We start from the raw sequence: 21256 nt of genomic DNA, 5'->3' as shown, positions 1-21256 counted from the left end.
CAATTTAATTATTGTTAAACGATATATTTTTATTGTGTAAATCACCCTTAAAAATATTATATATTGTAAAATTATGATAAATAAAAAACGAGTAATATTCATTTCTCTAGGTTGAAAGTGAATATGTACTCGTTTTGATGTTCAGAATAGGATTTAATTATTTGCTGAATAGCTTAAATTCAAATGCTGCTGTGATTCCATAAAAGCGACATGTAAATTTATGAGCTGGATACTTTCTTGCTGCCATTGAGGATCTGTTTGATGTTGGCAAAACTCGACCATTGCAACAATGATTCGATCTAGCTTTTTTAAGCTCCAGCGCTTTAGTTCTGAACTATAATTTGCATCACATACAATGGCTTGAAGCTTGGCATAAGAAAGTTGAATGTAACCAAATGCCTGCTCGTTATAGCCTTGATGTTGATAATATTTAGTTAACCGAAAACACGCATCTAGCCAATAGGCTAAAGCTTCACTGCCAGTCTCATTGTCTAATTCATCCATCATGCCGAGAGGCGTTTGTTGAATGAGAGAAACCAACGCTGAAAAATCATGGCTATGATTGGGTTGATACCACGTTTTAACTGATTCTAACCAGCAGTGAAGTGTCATCATGCGATTTTTTCCTCTTTAAGTGCGGCCACTTGCGCTTCATCCCAGTTTGCAACAAAGTGATTATCAGCAACTTGGCGGTGGCCTGAAACAGATTTCAAACTTATTGCACGGATCTTATCGGCGCTCTGTGAGTAATCTGGTTCTGAATCTACGAGTTTATTAAAGGGTAGATCAGGATCGGGCACTGCAGAGATTAATAGTTTGGTATAAGGGTGCTGTGGGCTACGTAAAATAGAGCGAGTGTCTCCCCATTCAACAATACGACCACGGTACATTACGGCGGTTTCTTCTGCGATATAATGCGCAGTGGCTAAGTCATGAGTAATGTATAAAAAGCCAATACCAATTTTATCTTTCATTTCTTTCATTAGGTTTAACACGCCTAATCGAATAGAAACATCAAGCATTGAAGTGGGCTCATCCGCTAGGATGATTTCAGCACCAACACCAATCGCACGTGCTAGATTCACACGTTGACGTTGACCACCACTGAGCTGGTGGGGATATTTTTTGAGATCTTCAATGGGTAACTCAACCAATTCCATTAATTCATTCAAACGCTGTTCTACAGCTTCTTTACCTTTTACTTGATTATGAATTAACAGTGGACGAGTGAGGTGGTGGCGAATAGTATGAGTGGGATTTAACGATCCAAATGGGTCTTGGAATACCATTTGGACTTTACCACGATAATTCAATACATCTTTACGTTTACGAATAGTATCGACATTTTCGCCTTTAAATAAAATTTCTCCTTCCGTTACGCCGTGAACTTTTGTAATGAGCTTTGCACAGGTACTTTTACCACAGCCAGATTCACCAACGAGTGCTAGAGTACGCCCCTTATAGAGCTTAAAGCTAATATTATCAAGAGCACGAAAGATTTCAGTTGAACCAAAACCACCGCCAGCAGTGAACTCTTTCACCACATTATTTAATTCAATAATTGGTTGTTCCATTACGATATTTCCTCTGCTGAGATAGAAACGTGTGGGGCGTCTTCATGAATGTTAGGGAATGATGCCCATAATTTTTGGGTATATGGGTGTTGAGGGTTGTTACGTATTTCACGTGCTTGATTGACTTCAACAATTTCACCGTATCGCATAACAGCAATGCGATCGCAAAGTTGACTCATAAGGGCAAGATCATGAGTAATAAATAAAACAGAGAAATCGAATTCTTTACGTAGTTGATAAATTTGCTGCAAAATCTCACGTTGAACAACAACATCAAGCGCCGTAGTTGGTTCGTCCATAACGATAAGTTTTGTTTTGAGACATAGCGCTATCGCAATAACGAGTCTTTGACGCATACCACCACTAAATTGGTGAGGGTATTCAGATAAACGCTCGCGAGGAATATTAACCAGATCTAGCAGCTTTTCTGCCCGCTCTTTCGCTTGGTCATTGGTATAACCAAGGTGGTGGCGCATTACGTCAGCAAATTGTTCTTGAATAGGGAGTACGGGATTTAGGGAGTTCATTGCACTTTGGAATACCATCGCAATGTCTTTCCAGCGAATAACCCCCATTTGTTGTTCAGTCAATGCGATAAGGTTTGTACCGTCGTATTCAATACTTCCTTTTGTGATGAGTGCAGGCGGTTTATGTAAGCGATTAATAGCAAAAGCGATAGTACTTTTACCACAGCCCGACTCACCCGCCAAGCCGAATATTTCACTTTTACCGATATCAAAACTCACTGATTTTACGGCTTTAAAGTCGCCATTGTCTGTAATGTAGGTGACTTCGAGATCACGTACTTTCAGTATTGGATCTGAATGAAACGCTTGTTCCATGATGCTCTCCCTGCAAATATAAAACCACATGATAATGAAACTAATTATCATTAATGTTTACATAAGCTAAATGAGTAGGAATAGGGTTGCAAAGGTTCAAGTTAAAGAAAGTGAGGCAGGTATCAAAAAATCATGTAAAAATTGAGTATCGAAAAATATATCCCGCAAAGATAATCGTTATTTGTAAAAAGGTTTTTGATAAAGGCAATATAAAGATAAAGAAGGAAAGCCCACACAAGATCACATTGCAATATTGTGTGGGGGAGATATGAAAGATCAGACTGCGGCTTTTAATGCGGTTATGAAAAAATCAATATCGTCTTTTGTAATGTCTAAATGAGTGACAAATCGCAATGGGTTTCCTGTTGAGACCAAAATATTTTGTGCTTTTAATGTTGTCGCTAATTGGGTTTGATCTATTTTGCTATCGACTTTTGCGAATAAGATATTTGTTTGTACGTGACTCGTGTTTACTTCAAAACCATTCACTGTATTTAATTGTTCAGCTAAGTACTTAGCATTGGAATGGTCATCAACTAAACGGCCTGTATTTTCAGTCAGTGCAATTTTACCAGCAGCTGCAATGATTCCTGCTTGGCGCATGCCGCCACCAAGAACCTTACGCCATCGACGCGCTCTGGCTATTAGTGCTTTATCACCAAGTAATAGCGACCCAATTGGTGCACCTAAACCTTTTGATAAACAAATGGTGAAAGAATCAAAGTATTTAACAATTTCTGTGATATCGACATTGAGTGCGGTGGCTGCGTTATAAACACGCGCACCATCAAGGTGAAGTTTTAGGTTATGCTGATCAACAAATTTACGCGCTTGTTGAAGGTAGGTTAGCGGTAACACTTTACCATTGATTGTGTTCTCGAGGCTTAAAAGTGTTGTCCTGGCAAAATGAGGATCGTCAGGTTTAATTGCGGCCGTCAATTTTTCAAAGGGAAGTGTGCCGTCAGCGGTATTTTCTATCGGTTGAGGTTGGATCGAACCTAATACAGCTGCACCACCGCCTTCGAATTTATAATTATGTGCCTGTTGACCACATAAATATTCATCTCCACGCTCACAATGCGCCATTAATGCCAGTAAATTAGCTTGAGTGCCAGAACTACAAAAAAGTGCAGCTTCAAATCCATGGCGTTCAGCTGCAAAAAGCTCTAAATCATTAACGGTTGGATCGTCACTATAAACATCGTCACCAACAACTGCATGGGCCATAGCTTGACGCATTGAGGGAGAAGGGCGAGTTACCGTATCTGAACGAAAATCTATCATTTATTATCAGCTTCCTATTCTGTTTTATTTACTATATCACTGTGTACTCTTTGGTTTCTATAGTCGTAGATTCTTGTTACTAAGTATATGATGGTACAATGTTTAAAACGGATTATGTGACAATTATATTAATATTGGATTCTTATAAAATATTTTTTGTAAAGCATCTACACTTAAAAAGTTGATTATTTATTGTGCAGTTATTGAAGAGGTTCTGAGTACGGCCACACTAGGAGGATGATGTGATGTTAGTGGAACAACGAGATTTTACCTTACTAGGTAAAAATCAGCGGCATGCTCATATTAGCGTAATCCCAACAGGTCAATTGCGCGTTAATATTCTTGAGGATAATGCAGAGCAAGAGGCTGAATTCTCACAATTATGGTTTAGTAAGACCGGAACAAAAACATTATTAGTCTGCCGAGATGAATCAAAAGTCAATTGGCAACTAGATCTTAGAAACCAAGACGCGAAAGAGCTCGAACACCTTATTGAATCGGCGCAAGAAGATTATGAAATCTTAATGCGAGATTTATAATCTATCATCAATCTTGTTGAATGATTTGGTGGGTCAATTTGTGATTTTGCGATATGAGTGTGTTTAACCCTGCCAGTAACTAGCAGGGTTTTTTCATTTTCTAGGTATAGGTAAAATGAGGCTTGCTTTCAAACCGCCGCGCTGGCTTTTGCTTAAAATTAAATCACCACGATAACTATGCGCTAGTTCATTCACAATGTTTAATCCAAGCCCTGTTCCAGGTGTACTTTCATCGAGTCGTACTCCACGGTTAAGTACTTGTTTACATTTTTCTTCTGCAATACCAATACCGTCATCTTCTATGACAAGAGTAATTTGACCAGATTGGCTGGATTCTTGGTAAACGCGAATCAAAGAGTTAGCCCATTTATAGCTGTTTTCGATTAAATTACCGATCATTTCATCAAGATCACTACTCTCTACTGCAACCATCACATTGCTATCAAGCTCGTTAACTAAGATCAGCTTTCGATTTGCATAGACTTTATCCATTGCTAGGGAGATCGCATCCACTCGACTAGAAACAGCAGTTTTTGCAGCTAAAATATTAACAGCGCCAGCCATGCGAGCACGCCCTAAATGATAATCGATGTGCTGTTGTAACTGTTGGAGAGCTGGTACTAGTTTGTCTTTTGTTGGTTCATCGAGTAACGCGACTTCATTATTCAAAATAGCGATGGGTGTTTTAAGTGCGTGAGATAAATTCCCTGAATGATTACGTGCACGCAATAATAGCTCTTGATAGTGGAAGAGTAAGGCATTTAGGTCATCAATAACGGGTTGTATCTCAACAGGATATAATCCTGTTAGCTCTGTAGAATGTCCTTCTCGCACTAGCTTTAAATTACGACGCAATTTACGTAGAGGCCACAGTGACCAGCTGACTTGTAGCGTGGTAAGTGTGAGAATACCAATAGCCATAATGGTTAGAATTAACCATAAACCTCGTGTTAGTTGTTGCAAGGTTTTGAGTAATCGATCCTGATTGATGGCAACAGAGAGTTCTACTGGATAATCACTATCAGGCAGTAAGAATTTACGTTTAACCACGATTAAGGATTGTTTATTAGGACCTTCAAAACCATCTTCATTGCTCCCTGAAATGGTGGTGTCCCATAACGAGCGTGAACGTAAATGTTGGTTGTTGAGGTTGAGTGACCAATACAAACCGCTATAAGGGGAGTTAAATCGTGGGTTTGATAATCGACCATCAAGAAATACACGACCATGCTCATCAATATCGACGAGCGCCGTAATTTGATCAAGGTATAAATAAAGCTGGGTCTTTTCTTGGTCAATGAGATAGCTTTTAATAAAGCTAGGTACAAGATAACCAGCCGTTAGTGTGATCGCTAGTAGCCATATTGCAGCTGCGCTTAATAGGCGATTACGAATACTCGGCTGGCCTTTTTTTCGTTTATTAACTCGCATTAATCCGATATCCAAGACCGCGAACTGTTTTTATTACATCATTGCCAATTTTTCGTCGAATACGACCAATGAATACTTCAATTGTATTTGAATCACGATCAAAATCTTGTTTATAGATATGTTCAACTAATTCTGTGCGTGAAATAACCTTGTCAGTGTTATGCATAAGATAAGATAATACTTTGAATTCAAGTGCTGTAAGATCAATGATTTGACCTTCCCAAGTTACCTTGGAAGTACGCGTATCAAGGCTTAAATTACCTGCTTGAATAACAGGAGAGGCATTACCTGTTGAACGACGAAGTTGAGCTCTAACACGAGCGACTAATTCCACCATTTGAAAAGGTTTGGTTAGATAATCATCAGCACCAGCATTTAAACCGTCGACACGTTGTGTGAGTTCATTACGTGCACTTAAAATAACGACAGGGCAGTTTACATTTTCTTCACGAATACCTTTTAACACGGTAATACCATCAAGTTTAGGAAGACCCAAATCTAAAACAATAGCATCCCAGGGTTCTGATGTTGCACGATAGAGGGCATCAATACCATCACAAGAAAGTTCTGCTACCCAACCGCTGTGTTCTAAACCAGCGATAATTTGTTCGCCTAAAGTTACTTCGTCTTCTACAACAAGAATTTTCATTTTGGAGCCCTGATGACATTTTATAAATGTCGTCCTTTAATATTTAACATTTGTAAAGATTGAGCTTGATATTCAACTTTTATTATATTGTTTTTAGTATCAATAAGCTTTAGTTCATAGATCCACTCACCACTATCTTCGTTGAGCTCTACTTTAATTATACGTGCTGATAACTGTTGAGAGACTTTATGTTGAAGGGCTGAATAAGGCTTGATTAATCCTTTTTCTACAGCTGTCATTACATCATCGTGATGCTCTTTATCGTGGGTTACCGGCGCAGCTAACGCACCGAAAGTCAACGATCCGAGAAGCCCGACTATATATAAATATCTAGGACGTATTTTCATATTTATAATTGTAACGTAACAACCATGAATGGAAAGTGAATGAGCGGCTATAATAACGTTTATTATGACCATAAGTCTTTAAATTATTGCGGTTTTATTCGAAAGTTATGATCCCGTTATAGTTGAACTAATACTGCATTAATGGTGTGTTTATATTTTATTCAAATTTATTGAATAGCTTGCTAGTTTACGGCATTTATCGCAAAATTGCGCAATAAAAAGTAATGAAATAGGTAACTCACCATGGCTTCTAGCGCACACGCACTTCATATTTTAGTGAAACACAAAGAATTGGCTGATGATATTCTGGAGCAGCTGAAAAAGGGGGCTAAATTTCAAGAGCTTGCTAAGAAACACTCAACGTGCCCTTCAGGTAAAAAAGGGGGAGATCTTGGTGAGTTTCGTAAAGGTGCAATGGTACCGCAGTTTGATAAAGCGGTCTTTTCAGGTAAAGCAATCAGTACCAGTGAAGCGTTAAAAAAGAAAAATAATAACTTACGTGGATTAATTCCAGAACCTGTAAAAACTAAATTTGGTTGGCATATTATTAAAGTTCTTTATACCGTTTAATGTATATATAGAATCAGCCTGAATTTATATTAAGGATCTTATTCTAGAGCGTTTTTGTGATTATTTAGAGATATAAAAATGTTATTGATTATATCTATTGGTCGCTTCTAATAAATTGCCGGTGTGAATAAAGTGGTCAATTTACATTGATTTACGCTTTAAAGCTGTATAATTAATCACTTTTTCCATAGTATTAATATATGGCTTTTTTATGGAGAATGACGATGAAAGGTTTATTCGATCAGCTAATAAATCAAGCTAGTAATTATATGGATAAGGGAAAAACCACATCGAGCTCAAGCACCTCTGATTTATTAAAAGGAGCGACGGCTGGTGGGGTAGTTGGTGCATTATTAGGTAATAAAAAAAGCCGTAAATTAGCAAAGAAATATGGTGGTAAAGCAGCCTTAATTGGTGGTACAGCTGTGATTGGAACTGTTGCTTATCAGGCTTATAAAAAGTGGTCGCAAGAGTCATCACATGCTTCAAATACGGCAATGGACTCGCAGCCAGCGATTAACCAAAATTCTCAGCTAAGAACAAACCAAGACTTATTAGTTCAAGCAATGATTTTTGCAGCAAAAGCTGATGGTCATATTGACGAGCAAGAAAAAACAGCGATAGCACAATGGATGATTGAAAATGGGATCACCCATGATATTGAAACGGTGATTGTTCGCTGGCTAAATGCACCGTTAGATCCTCAAGTAATTGCAGCGCAAGTGAGTGGTTTAGAGCAAGCATCTGAGGTTTATTTAGTTACATTATTGGCTATTGATGTCGATCATTTCTTAGAGCGTGCTTATCTCGACGCATTGGCTGAAGCATTAAAATTACCTGTGGGCTTAGTTCAACGAATAGAAGAACAAGCAATTGTTATACCGTGATTGATTTAACTCTTTTAATGCAAGGGGCTAATTAAAGATAGCCCCTGTGAATGCAAATATTACTTTGTTTGACCCGCAGGCATAGAACTGTTAATTCTGACTGGACCTAAACCAATGACACACTGCTTATAACCTTTTTTCCAGCCTTTTAGGTATGCCTCTTTATTTACAGTGTCGTAGCTATTTACTATATATTTGGATGGTAAAAACTGCGCTTCCACAGCATTTTTGCAACCATCGTCAAATCCTTTTTTTTCCGCTGGCACCGTATCTTGTTTTACGATTTTTGTGATCACTTGTGGTTCAGGTTGCGGTACAGTTTGTGTCGCGCAACCTGAAATTAATAAAGTTAAGCCAATGAGTGGTAAATATTTATTCATAATATACTCAGTTATATGTTTAATTTTGCTGTGATTTACAAAGCTACAAGCAAAATTTTTATAATTCCTTTTGGGTATATTATAGCGATATCCTTAATCAAACCGTAATCAATGCCATGGTGACTGATATTGTGAATATTTTAAACGATAAACTAAATTAATTATTACTTAAGCGATACAATGATATCTTTCGAAGAGCGAGTATCACTCCAGTTTAATAATTTGGAATAGAAGTGTTTCAGCACTATCAGATACATACAAATGAGACTGAAACTGGTTATAGCACTAATACCTTGTTGAAAATGATTGTCGCCAGAAAGGAGTAATATTAATCCTAGGCTGACACCAAGAGATGAAATCATTAGCCATAGCGGATAACTAAGCCTAAAAAACTGATAGAAATGGAACAATACAGAGAAGATCACTTTCTTTAAATGAAACATATGGTACTCCTAAGCGAAATTGTTGCCTAGTTTTTAAATTATTCTAGTTAGTGAAGAGAGTGAAGTGCGGTGATAAGGTTTTGTGCCGTTGTTCATAGTTTGATGGTAACGATGAAGCAATGTTTATGCTTCATCGTTATAGCCATACCATATTAGTCTTGTGGCTCTGGTTGGGTTGGCTTGGGAATGTATCGGCCTAAACGATCAATTTTTCTGTTTTTAGAGAAGAACATTTCCAACTCAATCATAACGCCAGGATTTGCGTGATAGTTGTATTCTCGAGGAAATTCTAGCTGCGGACGAACACCTAAATATAGCCAATGTTTGTAAATACGTTTATTCCACGTTGCAGATACCCAATAATTTGTGACTTCTTTATTTTCTCCAGTATCGGCACTGATCCCTGTTGAGTATTCGAATAGGTTTTTATCGTCGTAGCGATGGAATAATTCAAATTGCTGCAACAGTTCCCATTTATCGTCTTCTTTTAAGTACTGTGCACTCGTCGTGGTTTTAAATATTTTCGAGTGTTCAGGGTTTATTGCGTAATATCCACTGAGTGCACTCAGATAACCTAACCCTTTTGAGTGGTAATAAAAGACTTGCTGTTCAAGTTGGGTTGTCCAGTTTTCACTAATAGGATCAACGCGTGTAAATCGCATTTTAGTGAAAGGATCAAGCGGAAGCTTTAATTTAATACCTATATCAAAATCAGAATTCCAGTTGCCAAAGTGGGTATCCTGAAGGCGAAATGCACCAACGGTATCGCCAGATGTAGTTTTGTTGCCTGTGGCAATACCACGTTGCTTGTTTTCAAGGCTATCGAAGTCTCCGGGCTCTGAATCAATGATCAGTTTCCAGTCTCGTTTCACATGAGGTAGATCAAGCTTAAAATAAACTTTGAAGTCATTATCAAGTTTGCCGCGGTATGAGTAGGCCATGCGATTACGAATACGTAAATAGCTTCGGTTGGTGAGTGAACCTTCGTCATCGTCTTTAGCTAAGCTTTCGTCAAGGTACTCACCAATATCATGAACAGTGTCGGTGAGTGAGCGGTGTGAGTCGTCAACCCAATCTGCGATGCTTGATTGATTATCCGGATCTGTATTCGTATTGGCAACGGATTCAGCGTGACTAATATTGGGTATTATTGAGAATAAAAAAACCGGTAAACAAAGCTGTTTATAGCGATTTTTAAATGAGGCTAACGGTTTCAATTTCTTCAAACTTCCTTTCTGAATTCGACACTAAAGATCTAAAAAAACATCAGAATTCAGATGTTATTTTTACTGAGAATAGAGGCACTTAAATTGCGATAATCGTGTGCTAACAAAATTTAGTTGTCTAAGTTGTTATATATTCATCACTAAACCATCATCTTAATGATGTGTAATCAAACTATACTGTTAGTAAATTTTATGATTACGTCCTCATAGCTAGGATATTATTGATACACAGTATTTATCAATCGATTTTGAACATTGTGGCTGATAGTCACAAAGTTTTTGTGACATAAAGTGTAAATATTAATGGTTTGTTCTAGAACTTAATGACGGTTTTAGATATTTCTGTTACCAATCATGTGAAACTAAGTGCACTCGAGGGAGTATATGGATAGTTCAGAGATAGAAAGCATGAAGCGGGATATGTCAGTTAAAGTTCATGATATTTTTGATAACTTTGAAGAACATAATAATCGCTTACCAACGATGGAAGAGTTTCGAAGTATCTTTCATGATTGTGCTGATAACTATTTAGGCCCATTAGATAAGCAAATTGTGGATGGTATTAATGCTAACTTAGAGCGTCAACGTATCCGTGAACAACAGTTATGGGATGCTGTAAACGAGCTTGAATCTGAAGAACGAGTTCGTAGAGACGCAGAATAAGGTTTATGGGCGATGCGCCATAGCTAATGCAACTTTAGACTGTGGGCGTATCCCCAATTGTTGGCAAAATTTTTGACTAATCAAGGTGAGTTTTTCTAAATCTATACCGGTTTTGATGTTCAGTCCTTGGCATAAGTAAATAACATCTTCTGTTGCTACATTACCACTTGAACCTGGTGCGTATGGGCAACCACCTAACCCAGCAATGCTACTATCTATTGTTGTTATTCCCATTTGTATTGCTTGATAAATATTTGCTAATGCTTGTCCGTAACTATCATGGAAATGGACGGCGATAGCCTTTGATTGAATGTGCTTATTTACATATTCCAACATATTAGCAACTCGTAGTGGCGTTCCTGTTCCTATCGTATCCCCCAGTGATACTTGATAGCAGCCCATGTCGATGAGAGTCTTTGCAATTTCTGCGACTTGCTGTGGTAGTGTTTTTCCTTCGTACGGACAATCTATCACACAGGACAAATACGCACGTACAGGTATTAAGTGTTGATGGGCTATCGCAATAACAGATTCAAACCGTTGAAGGCTTTCATCGATACTGGCATGTATATTTTTTTGAGTGAAGGTTTCAGAGCAGGATGTAAATATAGCGACTTCATTGGCATTAACGTTAATGGCCGCTTCTAGACCTTGTAGATTAGGAGTAAGAGCTGAGTAGAATATATTGGGATGACGCTGAATGTGCGAAAATACAATATCTGAATCAGCCATTGTTGGGATCATCTTTGGCGAAACAAACGCTCCTGATTCGATATGTGTTAACCCTGTCTGACCCAGTTCATTAATCAGCGCTATTTTAAGCGCTGTTGCTTTACCACCTAATGTTGAAAGGTGAGGTTCGTTTTGTAATCCATCACGGGGGCCAACTTCAAAGACTGTAATAGCATCGGGTAGCGATAATTGAAGCTTATTCGTTAATGTCATCGGCTTTACTCCAGTTTGGTGGGACTTTATCGAAAAAAGCTTGTATGCCTTCTTGTGCTTGTGGTGAGCATCGAACACGGGTGATTAATTCACTGGTATAACGAATTAAATTTTGATCAATCGTTGCGACTTCACATTGATGACATAAGGTTTTGACTGTTGCTAGGGCTGCAGGGCTATTGGATAAGATTTGCTGAATTATTACTTGTTTTTTTTGCTGAATATCATCGGACATATGATGAATTAAGCCAAATTTGAGTGCTTGTTCTACAGTGATTATTTCTGCGGTTAACATAAAACGTTTTGCTTGGCGGATACCAATAGCACGACAAACATAAGGTGCAATTGTCGCAGGCACTAACCCTAACTTTACTTCGCTTAAACAGAATTTCGCGTTGATACTTGCAATAGCAATATCACAGCAGCAAATTAACCCTAATGCGCCGCCAAAAGCAGCACCTTGAACGACGGCAATGGTGGGAACAGGAAAGTGGTTGAGTTGATTTAGAAGTTCAGCCAGTTGAGATGCATCTTGTTGGTTATTTTGTTCTGTTTCTAAAGCCATGCTTTTCATCCAATGCAGATCGGCACCAGATGAAAAGTGTTTTCCATTGGCTTCAAGTAGCAGACCGCGTATCTGTTGGTTTGTTTTAAGTTGATTAAGGGCGGTGAGTAGATCACCGATAATATCAGCATTAAAAGCATTCGATTTATCGACACGGTTTAATGTAATGGTCGCGATGTTATTAGATGAAATAGAAACTAAGATATTTGGTTGTGTTTTCATAATGTGACCTAAAGCGTTACATGCGGAAAATACCAAATCGGGTATCTTTTATTGGTACATGCTGTGTAATTGAAAGCGCCTGAGCTAATACAATACGTGTAGATTTAGGATCAATAATGCCGTCATCCCACAGTCGCGCACTGGCGTAGTAGGGATGACCTTGTTTGTCATAGAGTTCTAAAATAGGCTGTTTGATTTGTTGTTCGTCTTGCTCTGTCCAAGGTTTATTTTCTCGCTGGCGGATAGCTTGTGTGATTTGTGATAAGACTTCAGCGGCTTGCTCACCACCCATAACGGATATACGCGCATTAGGCCACATCCATAATAGGGTTGGATCATAAGCTCTTCCACACATGCCATAATTCCCTGCACCGTAAGAGCCTCCGATGATGACGGTAAATTTCGGCACATTAGCACAGGCAACAGCCATCACCATTTTTGCGCCATGTTTTGCAATACCTTCAGCTTCAACGCGTTTGCCAACCATAAATCCGGTTATGTTTTGTAAAAACAAGAGAGGGATTTTCCGTTTACAACATAGCTCAATAAAATGAGCGCCTTTTTGTGCCGATTCTGAAAATAGAATGCCATTATTAGCAATAATACCAACAGGGTTGCCTTCAATGGCTCCAAAGCCACAAACGAGGGTATTGCCATACATGGCTTTAAATTCGTCAAATTCAGAGTTATCGACTAGACGTGCGATGAGTTCTCTAATATCAAATGGAATACGGATATTGGTACCCACTATGCCGTAGATGTCATCCATGCTGTATTTAGGTGGGGAAGCAGTGGAATCATGATGAGTGTTAGTACTTGATATATTGCAACTACAAATAGCATCACGAGCAAGATGCAATGCATGTGATTCATCATTGGCATAATAATCAGCGAGACCTGATTTTTTACAATGGACGTCGGCACCGCCTAATTCTTGTGCTGTTACTTCTTCACCTGTTGCTGCTTTTACTAAAGGGGGGCCAGCTAAATAGATCGTTGCCTGATCTTTTACCATGATAGATACATCAGCCATGGCTGGAATGTATGCGCCACCTGCAGTGCAAAGCCCCATAACAACGGCTATTTGAGGGATCCCTTTCGCTGACATTTGAGCTTGGTTGAAAAAGATACGACCAAAATGATCTTTATCGGCAAAGACTTCGGCTTGGTGTGGTAGGTTAGCACCGCCAGAATCAACAATATAAATACAGGGTAGATGACATTTTTCTGCGATTTCTTGGGCTCGAAGGTGTTTTTTCACCGTTAGTGGGAAATATGTTCCGCCTTTAACTGAAGGATCATTGGCAATAATCATACATGCATGCTGGTGGATATAGCCGATACCAGCAATAATGCCAGCACAAGGTACGGCTTCGCTATAAACATTTAGTGCTGCAAAAGGTGCTATTTCTAACCATGGACTGTGTTTATCAAGTAACTGATCAATTCTTTGTCTTACTGGTTGTTTACCTTGTTTTTTTTGATGTGCTAATGCCGTTTCTCCGCCACCTTGGTGGATTATTTCTAAATGGGTGTTTAAGTCGTCAACCAACAATTGCATCTCATGATTATTGTTTTTGAACCATTGGCTGGTTGTATCTACTTTTGAGGTAAGTTGAGTCATGGCTTACTCCTTAGCGAGCTGATTCTGAGAATAATTCACGACCAATAAGCATACGTCTTATCTCTGAAGTTCCTGCACCAATTTCATAGAGTTTGGCATCTCGTAATAAACGTCCGGCAGGGTAATCATTGATATAGCCATTACCACCTAGTATTTGAATCGTTTCTAACGCCATTTTCGTGGCTAATTCAGCACTTAGCAAAATGACTCCAGCTGCATCTTTACGGGTGACTTCACCGCGGTCACAGGCTTTTGCTACGGTGTAAACATAACTGCGAGCAGCATTGAGTTGGGTATACATGTCTGCAATTTTGGCTTGGATGAGTTCAAATTCACCAATCGCTTTACCAAATTGTTTTCGTTCATGGATGTAAGGGATCACGACATCCAAGCATGATTGCGCTATACCGAGCGGACCTGCGGCAAGTACTACGCGCTCGAAGTCTAATCCACTCATTAAGACTTTTGCGCCGTGGTCGACGTCACCCAATACATTTTTCTTCGGTACTATGCAGTTAATAAAAACTAACTCGCAAGTATTTGAACCGCGCATGCCTAATTTGTTGAGCTTTTGCGCAGTAGAAAAACCATCAAATTGTGATTCAATAATAAAGGCGGTGATTGCGTTGACAGAGGTGCGGGCATAAACCACAAGCGTATTGGCTTCAGGTCCGTTAGTGATCCACATTTTATTGCCGTTTAGTACAAAATGATCACCGTGATCTTCTGCTTTTAACTGCATACTCATAACATCAGACCCAGCATTGACTTCACTCATTGCAAGTGCACCAATGTGTTCTCCTGTGATTAATGCCGGCAGGTATTGTTTTCTCTGAGCATCATTGCCATTTCTGAAAATTTGATTTGCACATAAGTTGGAATGGGCACCGTAGCTTAATCCTATTGAGGCTGAAGCGCGGCTAATCTCTTCCATCACGATAACATGCTCTAAATAGCCCATATTAGCCCCACCGTATTGTTCAGCAATGGTGACGCCAAGCAAGCCCATTTGACCCAATGATTGCCAGAGATAATGGGGAAATTGATTGTCTTGATCTATTTCGTTAGCGATAGGGGCAATATGTTCAGCGGCATATAAGTTAACTTGTTCGCGCAGCATATTGGCAGTATCACCTAAATCAAAGTTGAGCGGTGAGTATTGGCTATGCATTGTAAAGCCTCCTTTGCGGAACTTGTTTGAGCTACTTGTCTTTGTATGGTTCTGATTTTATAAGGGTATGCTTGCAGCGTTTTTTTGCACGCTCAAGTTCAATCAGAGTGATATCAATATCAGCGCGCTGATTAGTCAGTTGTCGTTGTTTTTGTTCGATGATGTTGATCATGGAAAGAAGCTGAGCATGACTTTTATTGTCATCGTATAAACTGAAGAGTTCCCCGATTTCTTGTAAAGAAAAGCCTAAACGCTTACCGCGAAGTATTAAACTGAGCCGAATTTTATCTCTCCGTCCATAGACACGGTTTACGCCGTTTCGTTTAGGTGACAGCAAGCCTATATCTTCATAAAAGCGAATACTGCGTGGTGTTATTTTAAATTCGTTTGCAAGTTCGCTAATTTTGAAAGTCATCACATTGAGTCTCCTGCAACGTTAGATAGGTAAAAAATTTTTTCCTATCGGTTAAGCAGAGCAGTGATTTTGAGTATTAAAATCCCAGCAAATGTTTCTTAACGTTTACGTAAATGTTAGTGCTATGCTTACAAAAGCGTCAAGAAATCCCCTAATATTCCTGCAAGTTAATGTTTTCTAAATAGACGTAAAGAGGTGATTGGTATGAGTAAGGATATTCTGATCGTTGCTGCAAAAAGAACGCCAATTGGGAGTTTTCAAGGCGACTTACGAAACTTCTCAGCATCTCAGCTTGGCAGTATTGTTATTGAAGCAGCTTTACGAGATGTTAAACGTGCTCAGCCAACTGATACGACTCTAGAACATAGTAGTGCGATGGAATATGAGCACATTGCACAATTAATTGATGAAGTATTTATGGGCTGTGTATTAACGGCAGGTGTTGGGCAAGCACCTGCAAGACAAGCAGCCTTGATGGCAAAAATTCCCGTATCCGTATCCTGCACTACGATAAACAAAGTTTGTGGCTCTGGGTTAAAATCAATTTTATTGGCTTGCGATATGATTAAAGCTGGGGCGATTAGAACGGCTGTAGCTGGAGGAATGGAGAGCATGACCAATGCACCCTATTTATTGACAGACAGCAGAAGTGGTATGCGCATAGGCCATAATGCGGTACTGGATCATTTATATCTAGATGGACTACAAGACGCATTTGATGGGCATTTAATGGGCGTTTATGGTCAGCAAACGGCGACTAAGTATGACATTTCACGTGAAATAATGGATGAATGGGCTATTGGGTCAGTTAATAAAGCTCGCAAAGCGGATAATAGTCAGGCATTTCACGCTGAAATCGTCCCTATTACCGCCCAGAGTAAAAAAGCATTAGTGACGGTTGAAAAAGATCAGCATCCAAATGAAGTGAATCCTAAGAAAATTCCAAACCTCCCGCCTATATTTTCGCAACACGGTGAGCATGGCACGATCACTGCGGCTTCATCAAGCGCTATTGGAGACGGTGCAGCAGCTATAGTGTTAATGGAAGCTGAGCAAGTTCGACGACAAGGCTTATATCCACTGGCATCAATTAAAGGTTATGCTAGTCATAGTCGATCTCCTGATGAGTTTACAATTGCACCTATTCATGCCATTAGCCAATTATTAGATGATCTTAATTGGTCTACTGATGATGTCGACTTGTGGGAAATTAACGAAGCTTTTGCTGTGGTGACTATTGTCGCGATAGAGGAGTTGGGTATTGATGCTGGCAAAGTGAATGTTAACGGCGGAGCTTGTGCTTTAGGTCACCCAATAGGCGCTACAGGGACAAGAGTCGTAGTGACATTAACCCATGCATTACGACAAAAAGCACAAATGTTGAGTGGAACGAAAACGAAAACGCTAAAAGGTGTTGCTGCTGTATGTGTTGGTGGAGGGGAAGCTTTGGCAATTGCGATTGAAGTTGATGTTAAATAGTATGACGCTGAAGATTGGAAATAATTAAAGGAGTAAGTGATGACAGGAATGGTTAATGTTTCCTATATCCGTTGTACTGATGGACATAGTATTGGTGTACTAGAGCTGGATAATCCATCATCGCTTAATGCACTTACGTTAAATATGCATAAAACGATTTACCAGTATTTACAGCTTTGGCGTGAAGATGAAAGCATTGTTGCTGTAATGTTTAAATCGGTGGGTGATCGCGCTTTTTGTGCGGGTGGGGATGTGCGTAGTATGTATTATGCAATAGAAAGTGATCCAGCTTTAAATCATCAACATAAGCCACCAAAAATACCTTTAAATCAGATTGAAAGCCACGTAGCTAAGCCATTTTTAACGGAATATTTCTCCGTTGAATATAGTTGTAATTTGCTCATTCATCACTATAACAAACCCGTTATTGCGTGGGGACATGGTTTTATCATGGGGGGAGGGTTAGGGTTATATATTGGCGCAAGCCACCGTGTTGCTTTACTGAATACAGTATTAGCTATGCCAGAAATAACCATTGGCCTATACCCTGATGTTGGCGCGACATGGTTTTTAAACCAACTTCCTGCCGGTATCGGTTTGTTTTTGGGATTAACAGGCGCACATGTCAACGTTTGTGATGCTCGTGATTTAGCTATGGTTGATCATATTGTTCCAAATAGAGCTTATGATAATGTAGTCAAACAGTTAAAACATTTCCCATGGTCTACAGTATTGACTGATACACAAAGTCAGTCATTGGTATCAGAGGTAATCTCAACTGTATTAAATAACTGTGCTGTAGAAGAGCCCCCCGTGCTACCAGCAAATCAATTATTGCCATACTTCGCACAAATACAGGCGGCTTGTTTTGCCCAATCATTACCCACTATTTACGACCAAATTAATGCCATTGATGGTTTGGGGCTCTGGATTGAGACAGCAAAAAAGGCAATGAATGCAGGCAGCCCTATTACCGCACATATCTGCTTTAAACAAATACAAGACTATAAAGATGTATCTTTACTAGAATGTATAAAAATGGAATTGGGTCTTTCTGTCAATTGTGGTTTGTTAGGTGAGTTCAAAGAAGGTGTCCGTGCACATTTGATTGATAAAGATTATATGCCTAACTGGATTTATTCATCAGTAGATGATGTTGATAAAAAAGTAATTGAGCAAATATTTACACCTATCTGGTCTGAGCATGAAAATCCACTTAATCAGGTCGATATTAGCTAACTATTTATAATAACTTAGTTTTTATGAATAGAATTGTTGTAATGGCTAAACATACGTTAAAGTAGCAGAGTCAAAATTTTTGTTTTAATTCAGGAGCAATAAATGAATATTGAGAATAGCGTTGTTGTCATTACCGGTGCTAGTCAAGGTCTAGGCCAGATGATGGCTGTAACACTAGCTCATATGGGCGCTGAATTGGCTTTAATTGATATCAACTCAGCAGGGCTACGTCAAACGCAAGATCAGTGCCATATGCTAAACAGTAAAGCTATGATCTATGAGGCTGACGTAACAAGCGAAGATGAAGTTGTTCAAGCATTTGCTCATATTATTGAAGATTTCGGTCATATTAATGTCTTAATTAATAATGCAGGTATCCTTGATGATGGCTTACTGGTTTGTGAAAATAATGACGTACTAACGAAAATGCCACTAGAACAATTTCAAACAGTGATGGATGTTAATGTTACTGGTTCATTTTTGTGTGGACGAGAAGCGGCTGAAAAGATGATCAAAACTGAATCTCAGGGCGTTATTATTAACATTTCAAGTGTCGCTAGAGCAGGCACATTAGGCCAAACTAACTACGCAGCGTCAAAAGCTGCAATTGCAACTATGGCTGTGGGGTGGTCGAAAGAGTTAGCAAAATACGGTATTCGTGTTGCTGCAATTGCTCCCGGTTTGATCGATACTCCTTTAGCAGACCAATTGAAGCCCGAAGTAATTGAAAATATGAAGGCATCAGCACCGTTAGAGCGTGTTGGTGAACCTGAAGATATTGCTCATACAGTGAAATATATTATTGAGAATGACTACTTCACTGGGCGTATTCTTGAAATTGATGGTGGTATGCGTTTATAACGTTAATCAACCATAAAACATTGCATATAGTGCCATACCTCCGCCAACTACAAACATAATCATAGAGACAGTAAAGGCGAATTTAGCAAGGTATGGCATTAATCTTTCCATGATATTTCTCTGTTTATCGTTCTGAACAACAGATATTACCTCCCATCTTCGTGTTAGTGAAGAAAATTCAATATCCAAAAAAATAAAACACTATATTTATCTTTTCATTCTTATTTGGTATAAACTCAAGAAAAATTAACACAAAAAAGACAAAGATATCACATGAGTATATTGAATTCTGCAAAACAGGCATATAAGCATAAAAATCACGGTAAAACATTGTCTATCGCTAAATATGCGCTCAGGGCAATGGTGTATTCACGCCAATATAAAGAACTTGCTCATTTCTTTTCAAATGATCAGCGAAAAGAAGTCATTGAGCAACAACCTGAATTTTTAATGCGCTTTACAAAACCCTATTTGGCTACGTGTTTTTCTAAAAATCAAATTGTTGAGGTTTTAAAAAAACATTATAACTGGATGGAAAACCATTTTTCGAAATCAGCTAGACATACTATTTATACTGATGAATTAGAGCTTTATAGCTTTGATATTGACGAAAAATCCTATCAGATAAAGCTAAGTTTTGATAATACTTATCGCCGTGAGGGTGAGTTAGCGTTAATACTGACAGATAGCAATAATCACCGTTATTATGCTATCGCATTTACCGTTATCGATAACGATATTTATGTTGGCTGTATGCAAGGCGGTTCTAACGATAATGGATTTAGCCGTTTATTTACGAAAGCTTTTTATGGTTTACGACCAAAGTCATTTATGGTTGAAACCTTGCGTTTATTTGCAAATAATATGAATATTGAGCATATTTACGCAGTTAAAAATAGTGCACATGTATATACCGCTAATCGTTATGGTAAAAAAGCGTCAACGATCAACCTTAACTATGATCAATTATGGCAAGAGCATAATGGTGAAGAATACAATGATACCTTCTATTCATTACCATTACATACAGAGCGCCGCGCAATGGAAGATATTAAACGACCAAAGCGTAAAATGTACCGCGAACGTTATGCGTGGTTAGATGAATATGATCAAGAGTTGAAAGAAAAGTTAGACGCAGTTTCTATCGTTCACTAAGTATTCTTTAAAGTGGCAAGGGATTGGATACATATTGCGTCATGGCGCCAATATTCCAAGTCACAGTCAATAAGATTATTATATTGGTCATAATTTAAACGTTCTACAAACATAGCAGGGCTACCTGCTGTAGCACGTAGCGCTGTCGCTGTAGAGCCTGTTAATGATGTAGTGCTCACACGATAGCGCGTTTTTGAATATATACGGTTGAATTGCTCGCGGTAAATAATACTGAGAGAGTGAGTAAAATCGGTTTCCAATAAGTTTGGAAAGAATGACGGTAAAATGTAGTTGGTTACCACAACGACAGGGCGATTATCGAGAAAGCGTAAACGCTTGATTCGATATAACTCATCTTCAGTGGTAGTGTGTAGTAATTGTGCTACTAGCTTGTTGGGTTTGACTAATTCTGCTGAGAGTAACTCCGAGCGGGGAGTGCGACCTTGTGCCATCGCCATTGCAGGAAACTCTGTGGTGTTTGTTGGATCGTAAATTAATGGTTGTGGTGATATAAACCATCCACGACGATCCTCTCTAAAGAGTTTTCCCTCCGACTCTAGTAGCGAAAGTGCTTCTCTCAAGGTAATACGAGTTGTACTAAATGACTCTGCCAATTTTCTTTCTGATGGCAACTTGTGTCCTAATTGACCTGATTCAATTTGTTCAAAGATAGCATCCTTGATCTTTAAATATTGCACTAAATTACTCTCTTTTTACTAGCGTCGAATTTAATTTTTCTATCCAT

23 protein-coding genes are annotated in these 21256 nt (G+C 38.8%); 8 read left to right on the top strand and 15 right to left on the bottom strand.

What is annotated here, in order from left to right:
- Positions 1-153: 153 nt before the first annotated feature.
- The 4 genes from SKA34_RS02710 to ltaE all read right to left on the bottom strand — a co-directional run bounded on the left by SKA34_RS02710 (position 154) and on the right by ltaE (position 3700).
- Positions 154-615 carry a hypothetical protein gene (locus SKA34_RS02710; protein ID WP_006643966.1) on the bottom strand — a complete coding sequence of 154 codons (462 nt, stop codon included), beginning with the start codon at positions 613-615 and terminating at the stop codon, positions 154-156.
- On the bottom strand, positions 612-1574 hold the full coding sequence (locus SKA34_RS02705; RefSeq protein WP_006643965.1) for an ABC transporter ATP-binding protein: 963 nt from the start codon (positions 1572-1574) through the stop codon (positions 612-614). The genes SKA34_RS02710 and SKA34_RS02705 overlap by 4 nt, the downstream gene beginning before the upstream one ends.
- A complete protein-coding gene (locus tag SKA34_RS02700) occupies positions 1574-2416 on the bottom strand; it encodes an ABC transporter ATP-binding protein (protein ID WP_006643964.1) in 843 nt (280 codons plus the stop codon). Before SKA34_RS02700 ends, SKA34_RS02705 begins: the two co-directional genes overlap by 1 nt.
- A 276-nt stretch (positions 2417-2692) precedes the next feature.
- Complete coding sequence (gene ltaE / locus SKA34_RS02690; RefSeq protein WP_006643962.1) at positions 2693-3700, bottom strand: low-specificity L-threonine aldolase; 1008 nt, start codon at positions 3698-3700, stop codon at positions 2693-2695.
- A gap of 245 nt (positions 3701-3945) precedes the next feature.
- Between ltaE and SKA34_RS02685 the strand changes: the two genes are divergently transcribed.
- The gene (locus tag SKA34_RS02685) at positions 3946-4239 is read left to right on the top strand and encodes a hypothetical protein (RefSeq protein ID WP_006643961.1); all 294 of its coding nucleotides are present in this window, start codon (positions 3946-3948) and stop codon (positions 4237-4239) included.
- 93 nt (positions 4240-4332) lie between these two features.
- Here the strand turns inward: SKA34_RS02685 and SKA34_RS02680 are convergent, their stop codons facing one another.
- Genes SKA34_RS02680 through SKA34_RS02670 form a run of 3 tightly spaced genes read right to left on the bottom strand, consistent with a single transcriptional unit; the run spans position 4333 to position 6618 of the window.
- The gene (locus SKA34_RS02680; protein WP_006643960.1) at positions 4333-5670 is read right to left on the bottom strand and encodes a sensor histidine kinase; all 1338 of its coding nucleotides are present in this window, start codon (positions 5668-5670) and stop codon (positions 4333-4335) included.
- Positions 5660-6319 (bottom strand): response regulator transcription factor, encoded by a 660-nt coding sequence (locus SKA34_RS02675; protein WP_006643959.1) that lies wholly within the window; start codon positions 6317-6319, stop codon positions 5660-5662. The genes SKA34_RS02680 and SKA34_RS02675 overlap by 11 nt, the downstream gene beginning before the upstream one ends.
- Positions 6320-6339: 20 nt before the next feature.
- A complete protein-coding gene (locus SKA34_RS02670) occupies positions 6340-6618 on the bottom strand; it encodes a PepSY domain-containing protein (RefSeq protein ID WP_006643958.1) in 279 nt (92 codons plus the stop codon).
- Between the two features lie 291 nt (positions 6619-6909).
- On the opposite strand from SKA34_RS02670, the gene SKA34_RS02665 reads away from it, so the two are divergent.
- Positions 6910-7236, top strand: coding sequence for a peptidylprolyl isomerase (locus SKA34_RS02665; RefSeq protein ID WP_006643957.1), 327 nt, complete (start codon positions 6910-6912; stop codon positions 7234-7236).
- Between the two features lie 224 nt (positions 7237-7460).
- Positions 7461-8123: a tellurite resistance TerB family protein gene (locus SKA34_RS02660; protein ID WP_006643956.1), complete on the top strand. Its 663-nt coding sequence runs from the start codon at positions 7461-7463 to the stop codon at positions 8121-8123.
- A gap of 59 nt (positions 8124-8182) precedes the next feature.
- Here the strand turns inward: SKA34_RS02660 and SKA34_RS02655 are convergent, their stop codons facing one another.
- Together SKA34_RS02655 and SKA34_RS02645 are read right to left on the bottom strand one after the other, a co-directional pair.
- The gene (locus SKA34_RS02655; RefSeq protein ID WP_006643955.1) at positions 8183-8503 is read right to left on the bottom strand and encodes a hypothetical protein; all 321 of its coding nucleotides are present in this window, start codon (positions 8501-8503) and stop codon (positions 8183-8185) included.
- A 595-nt stretch (positions 8504-9098) separates the two neighbouring features.
- Positions 9099-10172: a hypothetical protein gene (locus SKA34_RS02645; RefSeq protein ID WP_232284202.1), complete on the bottom strand. Its 1074-nt coding sequence runs from the start codon at positions 10170-10172 to the stop codon at positions 9099-9101.
- Between the two features lie 384 nt (positions 10173-10556).
- On the opposite strand from SKA34_RS02645, the gene SKA34_RS02640 reads away from it, so the two are divergent.
- Positions 10557-10835 carry a hypothetical protein gene (locus SKA34_RS02640; protein WP_005364766.1) on the top strand — a complete coding sequence of 93 codons (279 nt, stop codon included), beginning with the start codon at positions 10557-10559 and terminating at the stop codon, positions 10833-10835.
- Between the two features lie 3 nt (positions 10836-10838).
- Here the strand turns inward: SKA34_RS02640 and SKA34_RS02635 are convergent, their stop codons facing one another.
- Genes SKA34_RS02635 through SKA34_RS02615 form a run of 5 tightly spaced genes read right to left on the bottom strand, consistent with a single transcriptional unit; the run spans position 10839 to position 15777 of the window.
- Entirely contained in the window at positions 10839-11780 is a 942-nt protein-coding gene (locus SKA34_RS02635; protein ID WP_006643953.1) for a hydroxymethylglutaryl-CoA lyase, read from the bottom strand.
- Complete coding sequence (locus SKA34_RS02630; protein ID WP_050764775.1) at positions 11764-12567, bottom strand: enoyl-CoA hydratase-related protein; 804 nt, start codon at positions 12565-12567, stop codon at positions 11764-11766. The genes SKA34_RS02635 and SKA34_RS02630 overlap by 17 nt, the downstream gene beginning before the upstream one ends.
- A gap of 16 nt (positions 12568-12583) precedes the next feature.
- Complete coding sequence (locus SKA34_RS02625) at positions 12584-14191, bottom strand: carboxyl transferase domain-containing protein (RefSeq protein ID WP_006643951.1); 1608 nt, start codon at positions 14189-14191, stop codon at positions 12584-12586.
- 10 nt (positions 14192-14201) lie between these two features.
- Positions 14202-15362 carry an isovaleryl-CoA dehydrogenase gene (locus SKA34_RS02620; RefSeq protein WP_006643950.1) on the bottom strand — a complete coding sequence of 387 codons (1161 nt, stop codon included), beginning with the start codon at positions 15360-15362 and terminating at the stop codon, positions 14202-14204.
- Positions 15363-15393: 31 nt separating this feature from the next.
- Complete coding sequence (locus SKA34_RS02615; protein WP_006643949.1) at positions 15394-15777, bottom strand: MerR family DNA-binding transcriptional regulator; 384 nt, start codon at positions 15775-15777, stop codon at positions 15394-15396.
- A gap of 204 nt (positions 15778-15981) precedes the next feature.
- Between SKA34_RS02615 and SKA34_RS02610 the strand changes: the two genes are divergently transcribed.
- The 4 genes from SKA34_RS02610 to SKA34_RS02590 all read left to right on the top strand — a co-directional run bounded on the left by SKA34_RS02610 (position 15982) and on the right by SKA34_RS02590 (position 20511).
- Entirely contained in the window at positions 15982-17256 is a 1275-nt protein-coding gene (locus SKA34_RS02610; protein ID WP_006643948.1) for a thiolase family protein, read from the top strand.
- Positions 17257-17295: 39 nt separating this feature from the next.
- On the top strand, positions 17296-18495 hold the full coding sequence (locus SKA34_RS02605) for an enoyl-CoA hydratase/isomerase family protein (protein WP_006643947.1): 1200 nt from the start codon (positions 17296-17298) through the stop codon (positions 18493-18495).
- A 102-nt stretch (positions 18496-18597) separates the two neighbouring features.
- Positions 18598-19356, top strand: a complete 759-nt coding sequence (locus SKA34_RS02600) for an SDR family oxidoreductase (protein ID WP_006643946.1) — start codon at positions 18598-18600, stop codon at positions 19354-19356.
- Positions 19357-19629: 273 nt separating this feature from the next.
- A complete protein-coding gene (locus tag SKA34_RS02590) occupies positions 19630-20511 on the top strand; it encodes a VirK/YbjX family protein (protein WP_006643944.1) in 882 nt (293 codons plus the stop codon).
- Here the strand turns inward: SKA34_RS02590 and phnR are convergent.
- Positions 20508-21209, bottom strand: a complete 702-nt coding sequence (gene phnR / locus SKA34_RS02585; protein WP_006643943.1) for a phosphonate utilization transcriptional regulator PhnR — start codon at positions 21207-21209, stop codon at positions 20508-20510. The two genes, SKA34_RS02590 and phnR, sit on opposite strands and share 4 nt — an antisense overlap.
- Positions 21210-21256 lie beyond the last annotated feature (47 nt).

This window comes from Photobacterium sp. SKA34 (assembly GCF_000153325.1).
GTDB lineage: Bacteria > Pseudomonadota > Gammaproteobacteria > Enterobacterales > Vibrionaceae > Photobacterium.
This window is presented reverse-complemented; position numbering and strand designations above follow the sequence as displayed.

Bases quoted from the DNA above. Each gene is read 5' to 3' on its own strand.
- SKA34_RS02655 (WP_006643955.1), bottom strand. From the start codon at position 8,503: ATGAATAAATATTTACCACTCATTGGCTTAACTTTATTAATTTCAGGT.
- SKA34_RS02680 (WP_006643960.1), bottom strand. From the start codon at position 5,670: ATGCGAGTTAATAAACGAAAAAAAGGCCAGCCGAGTATTCGTAATCGC.
- SKA34_RS02660 (WP_006643956.1), top strand. From the start codon at position 7,461: ATGAAAGGTTTATTCGATCAGCTAATAAATCAAGCTAGTAATTATATG.
- SKA34_RS02675 (WP_006643959.1), bottom strand. From the start codon at position 6,319: ATGAAAATTCTTGTTGTAGAAGACGAAGTAACTTTAGGCGAACAAATT.
- SKA34_RS02610 (WP_006643948.1), top strand. From the start codon at position 15,982: ATGAGTAAGGATATTCTGATCGTTGCTGCAAAAAGAACGCCAATTGGG.
- SKA34_RS02600 (WP_006643946.1), top strand. From the start codon at position 18,598: ATGAATATTGAGAATAGCGTTGTTGTCATTACCGGTGCTAGTCAAGGT.
- SKA34_RS02685 (WP_006643961.1), top strand. From the start codon at position 3,946: ATGTTAGTGGAACAACGAGATTTTACCTTACTAGGTAAAAATCAGCGG.
- SKA34_RS02625 (WP_006643951.1), bottom strand. From the start codon at position 14,191: ATGACTCAACTTACCTCAAAAGTAGATACAACCAGCCAATGGTTCAAA.
- SKA34_RS02665 (WP_006643957.1), top strand. From the start codon at position 6,910: ATGGCTTCTAGCGCACACGCACTTCATATTTTAGTGAAACACAAAGAA.
- SKA34_RS02700 (WP_006643964.1), bottom strand. From the start codon at position 2,416: ATGGAACAAGCGTTTCATTCAGATCCAATACTGAAAGTACGTGATCTC.
- SKA34_RS02615 (WP_006643949.1), bottom strand. From the start codon at position 15,777: ATGACTTTCAAAATTAGCGAACTTGCAAACGAATTTAAAATAACACCA.
- SKA34_RS02705 (WP_006643965.1), bottom strand. From the start codon at position 1,574: ATGGAACAACCAATTATTGAATTAAATAATGTGGTGAAAGAGTTCACT.
- SKA34_RS02635 (WP_006643953.1), bottom strand. From the start codon at position 11,780: ATGACATTAACGAATAAGCTTCAATTATCGCTACCCGATGCTATTACA.
- ltaE (WP_006643962.1), bottom strand. From the start codon at position 3,700: ATGATAGATTTTCGTTCAGATACGGTAACTCGCCCTTCTCCCTCAATG.
- SKA34_RS02590 (WP_006643944.1), top strand. From the start codon at position 19,630: ATGAGTATATTGAATTCTGCAAAACAGGCATATAAGCATAAAAATCAC.
- SKA34_RS02620 (WP_006643950.1), bottom strand. From the start codon at position 15,362: ATGCATAGCCAATACTCACCGCTCAACTTTGATTTAGGTGATACTGCC.
- SKA34_RS02710 (WP_006643966.1), bottom strand. From the start codon at position 615: ATGATGACACTTCACTGCTGGTTAGAATCAGTTAAAACGTGGTATCAA.
- SKA34_RS02605 (WP_006643947.1), top strand. From the start codon at position 17,296: ATGACAGGAATGGTTAATGTTTCCTATATCCGTTGTACTGATGGACAT.
- SKA34_RS02630 (WP_050764775.1), bottom strand. From the start codon at position 12,567: ATGAAAACACAACCAAATATCTTAGTTTCTATTTCATCTAATAACATC.
- SKA34_RS02640 (WP_005364766.1), top strand. From the start codon at position 10,557: ATGGATAGTTCAGAGATAGAAAGCATGAAGCGGGATATGTCAGTTAAA.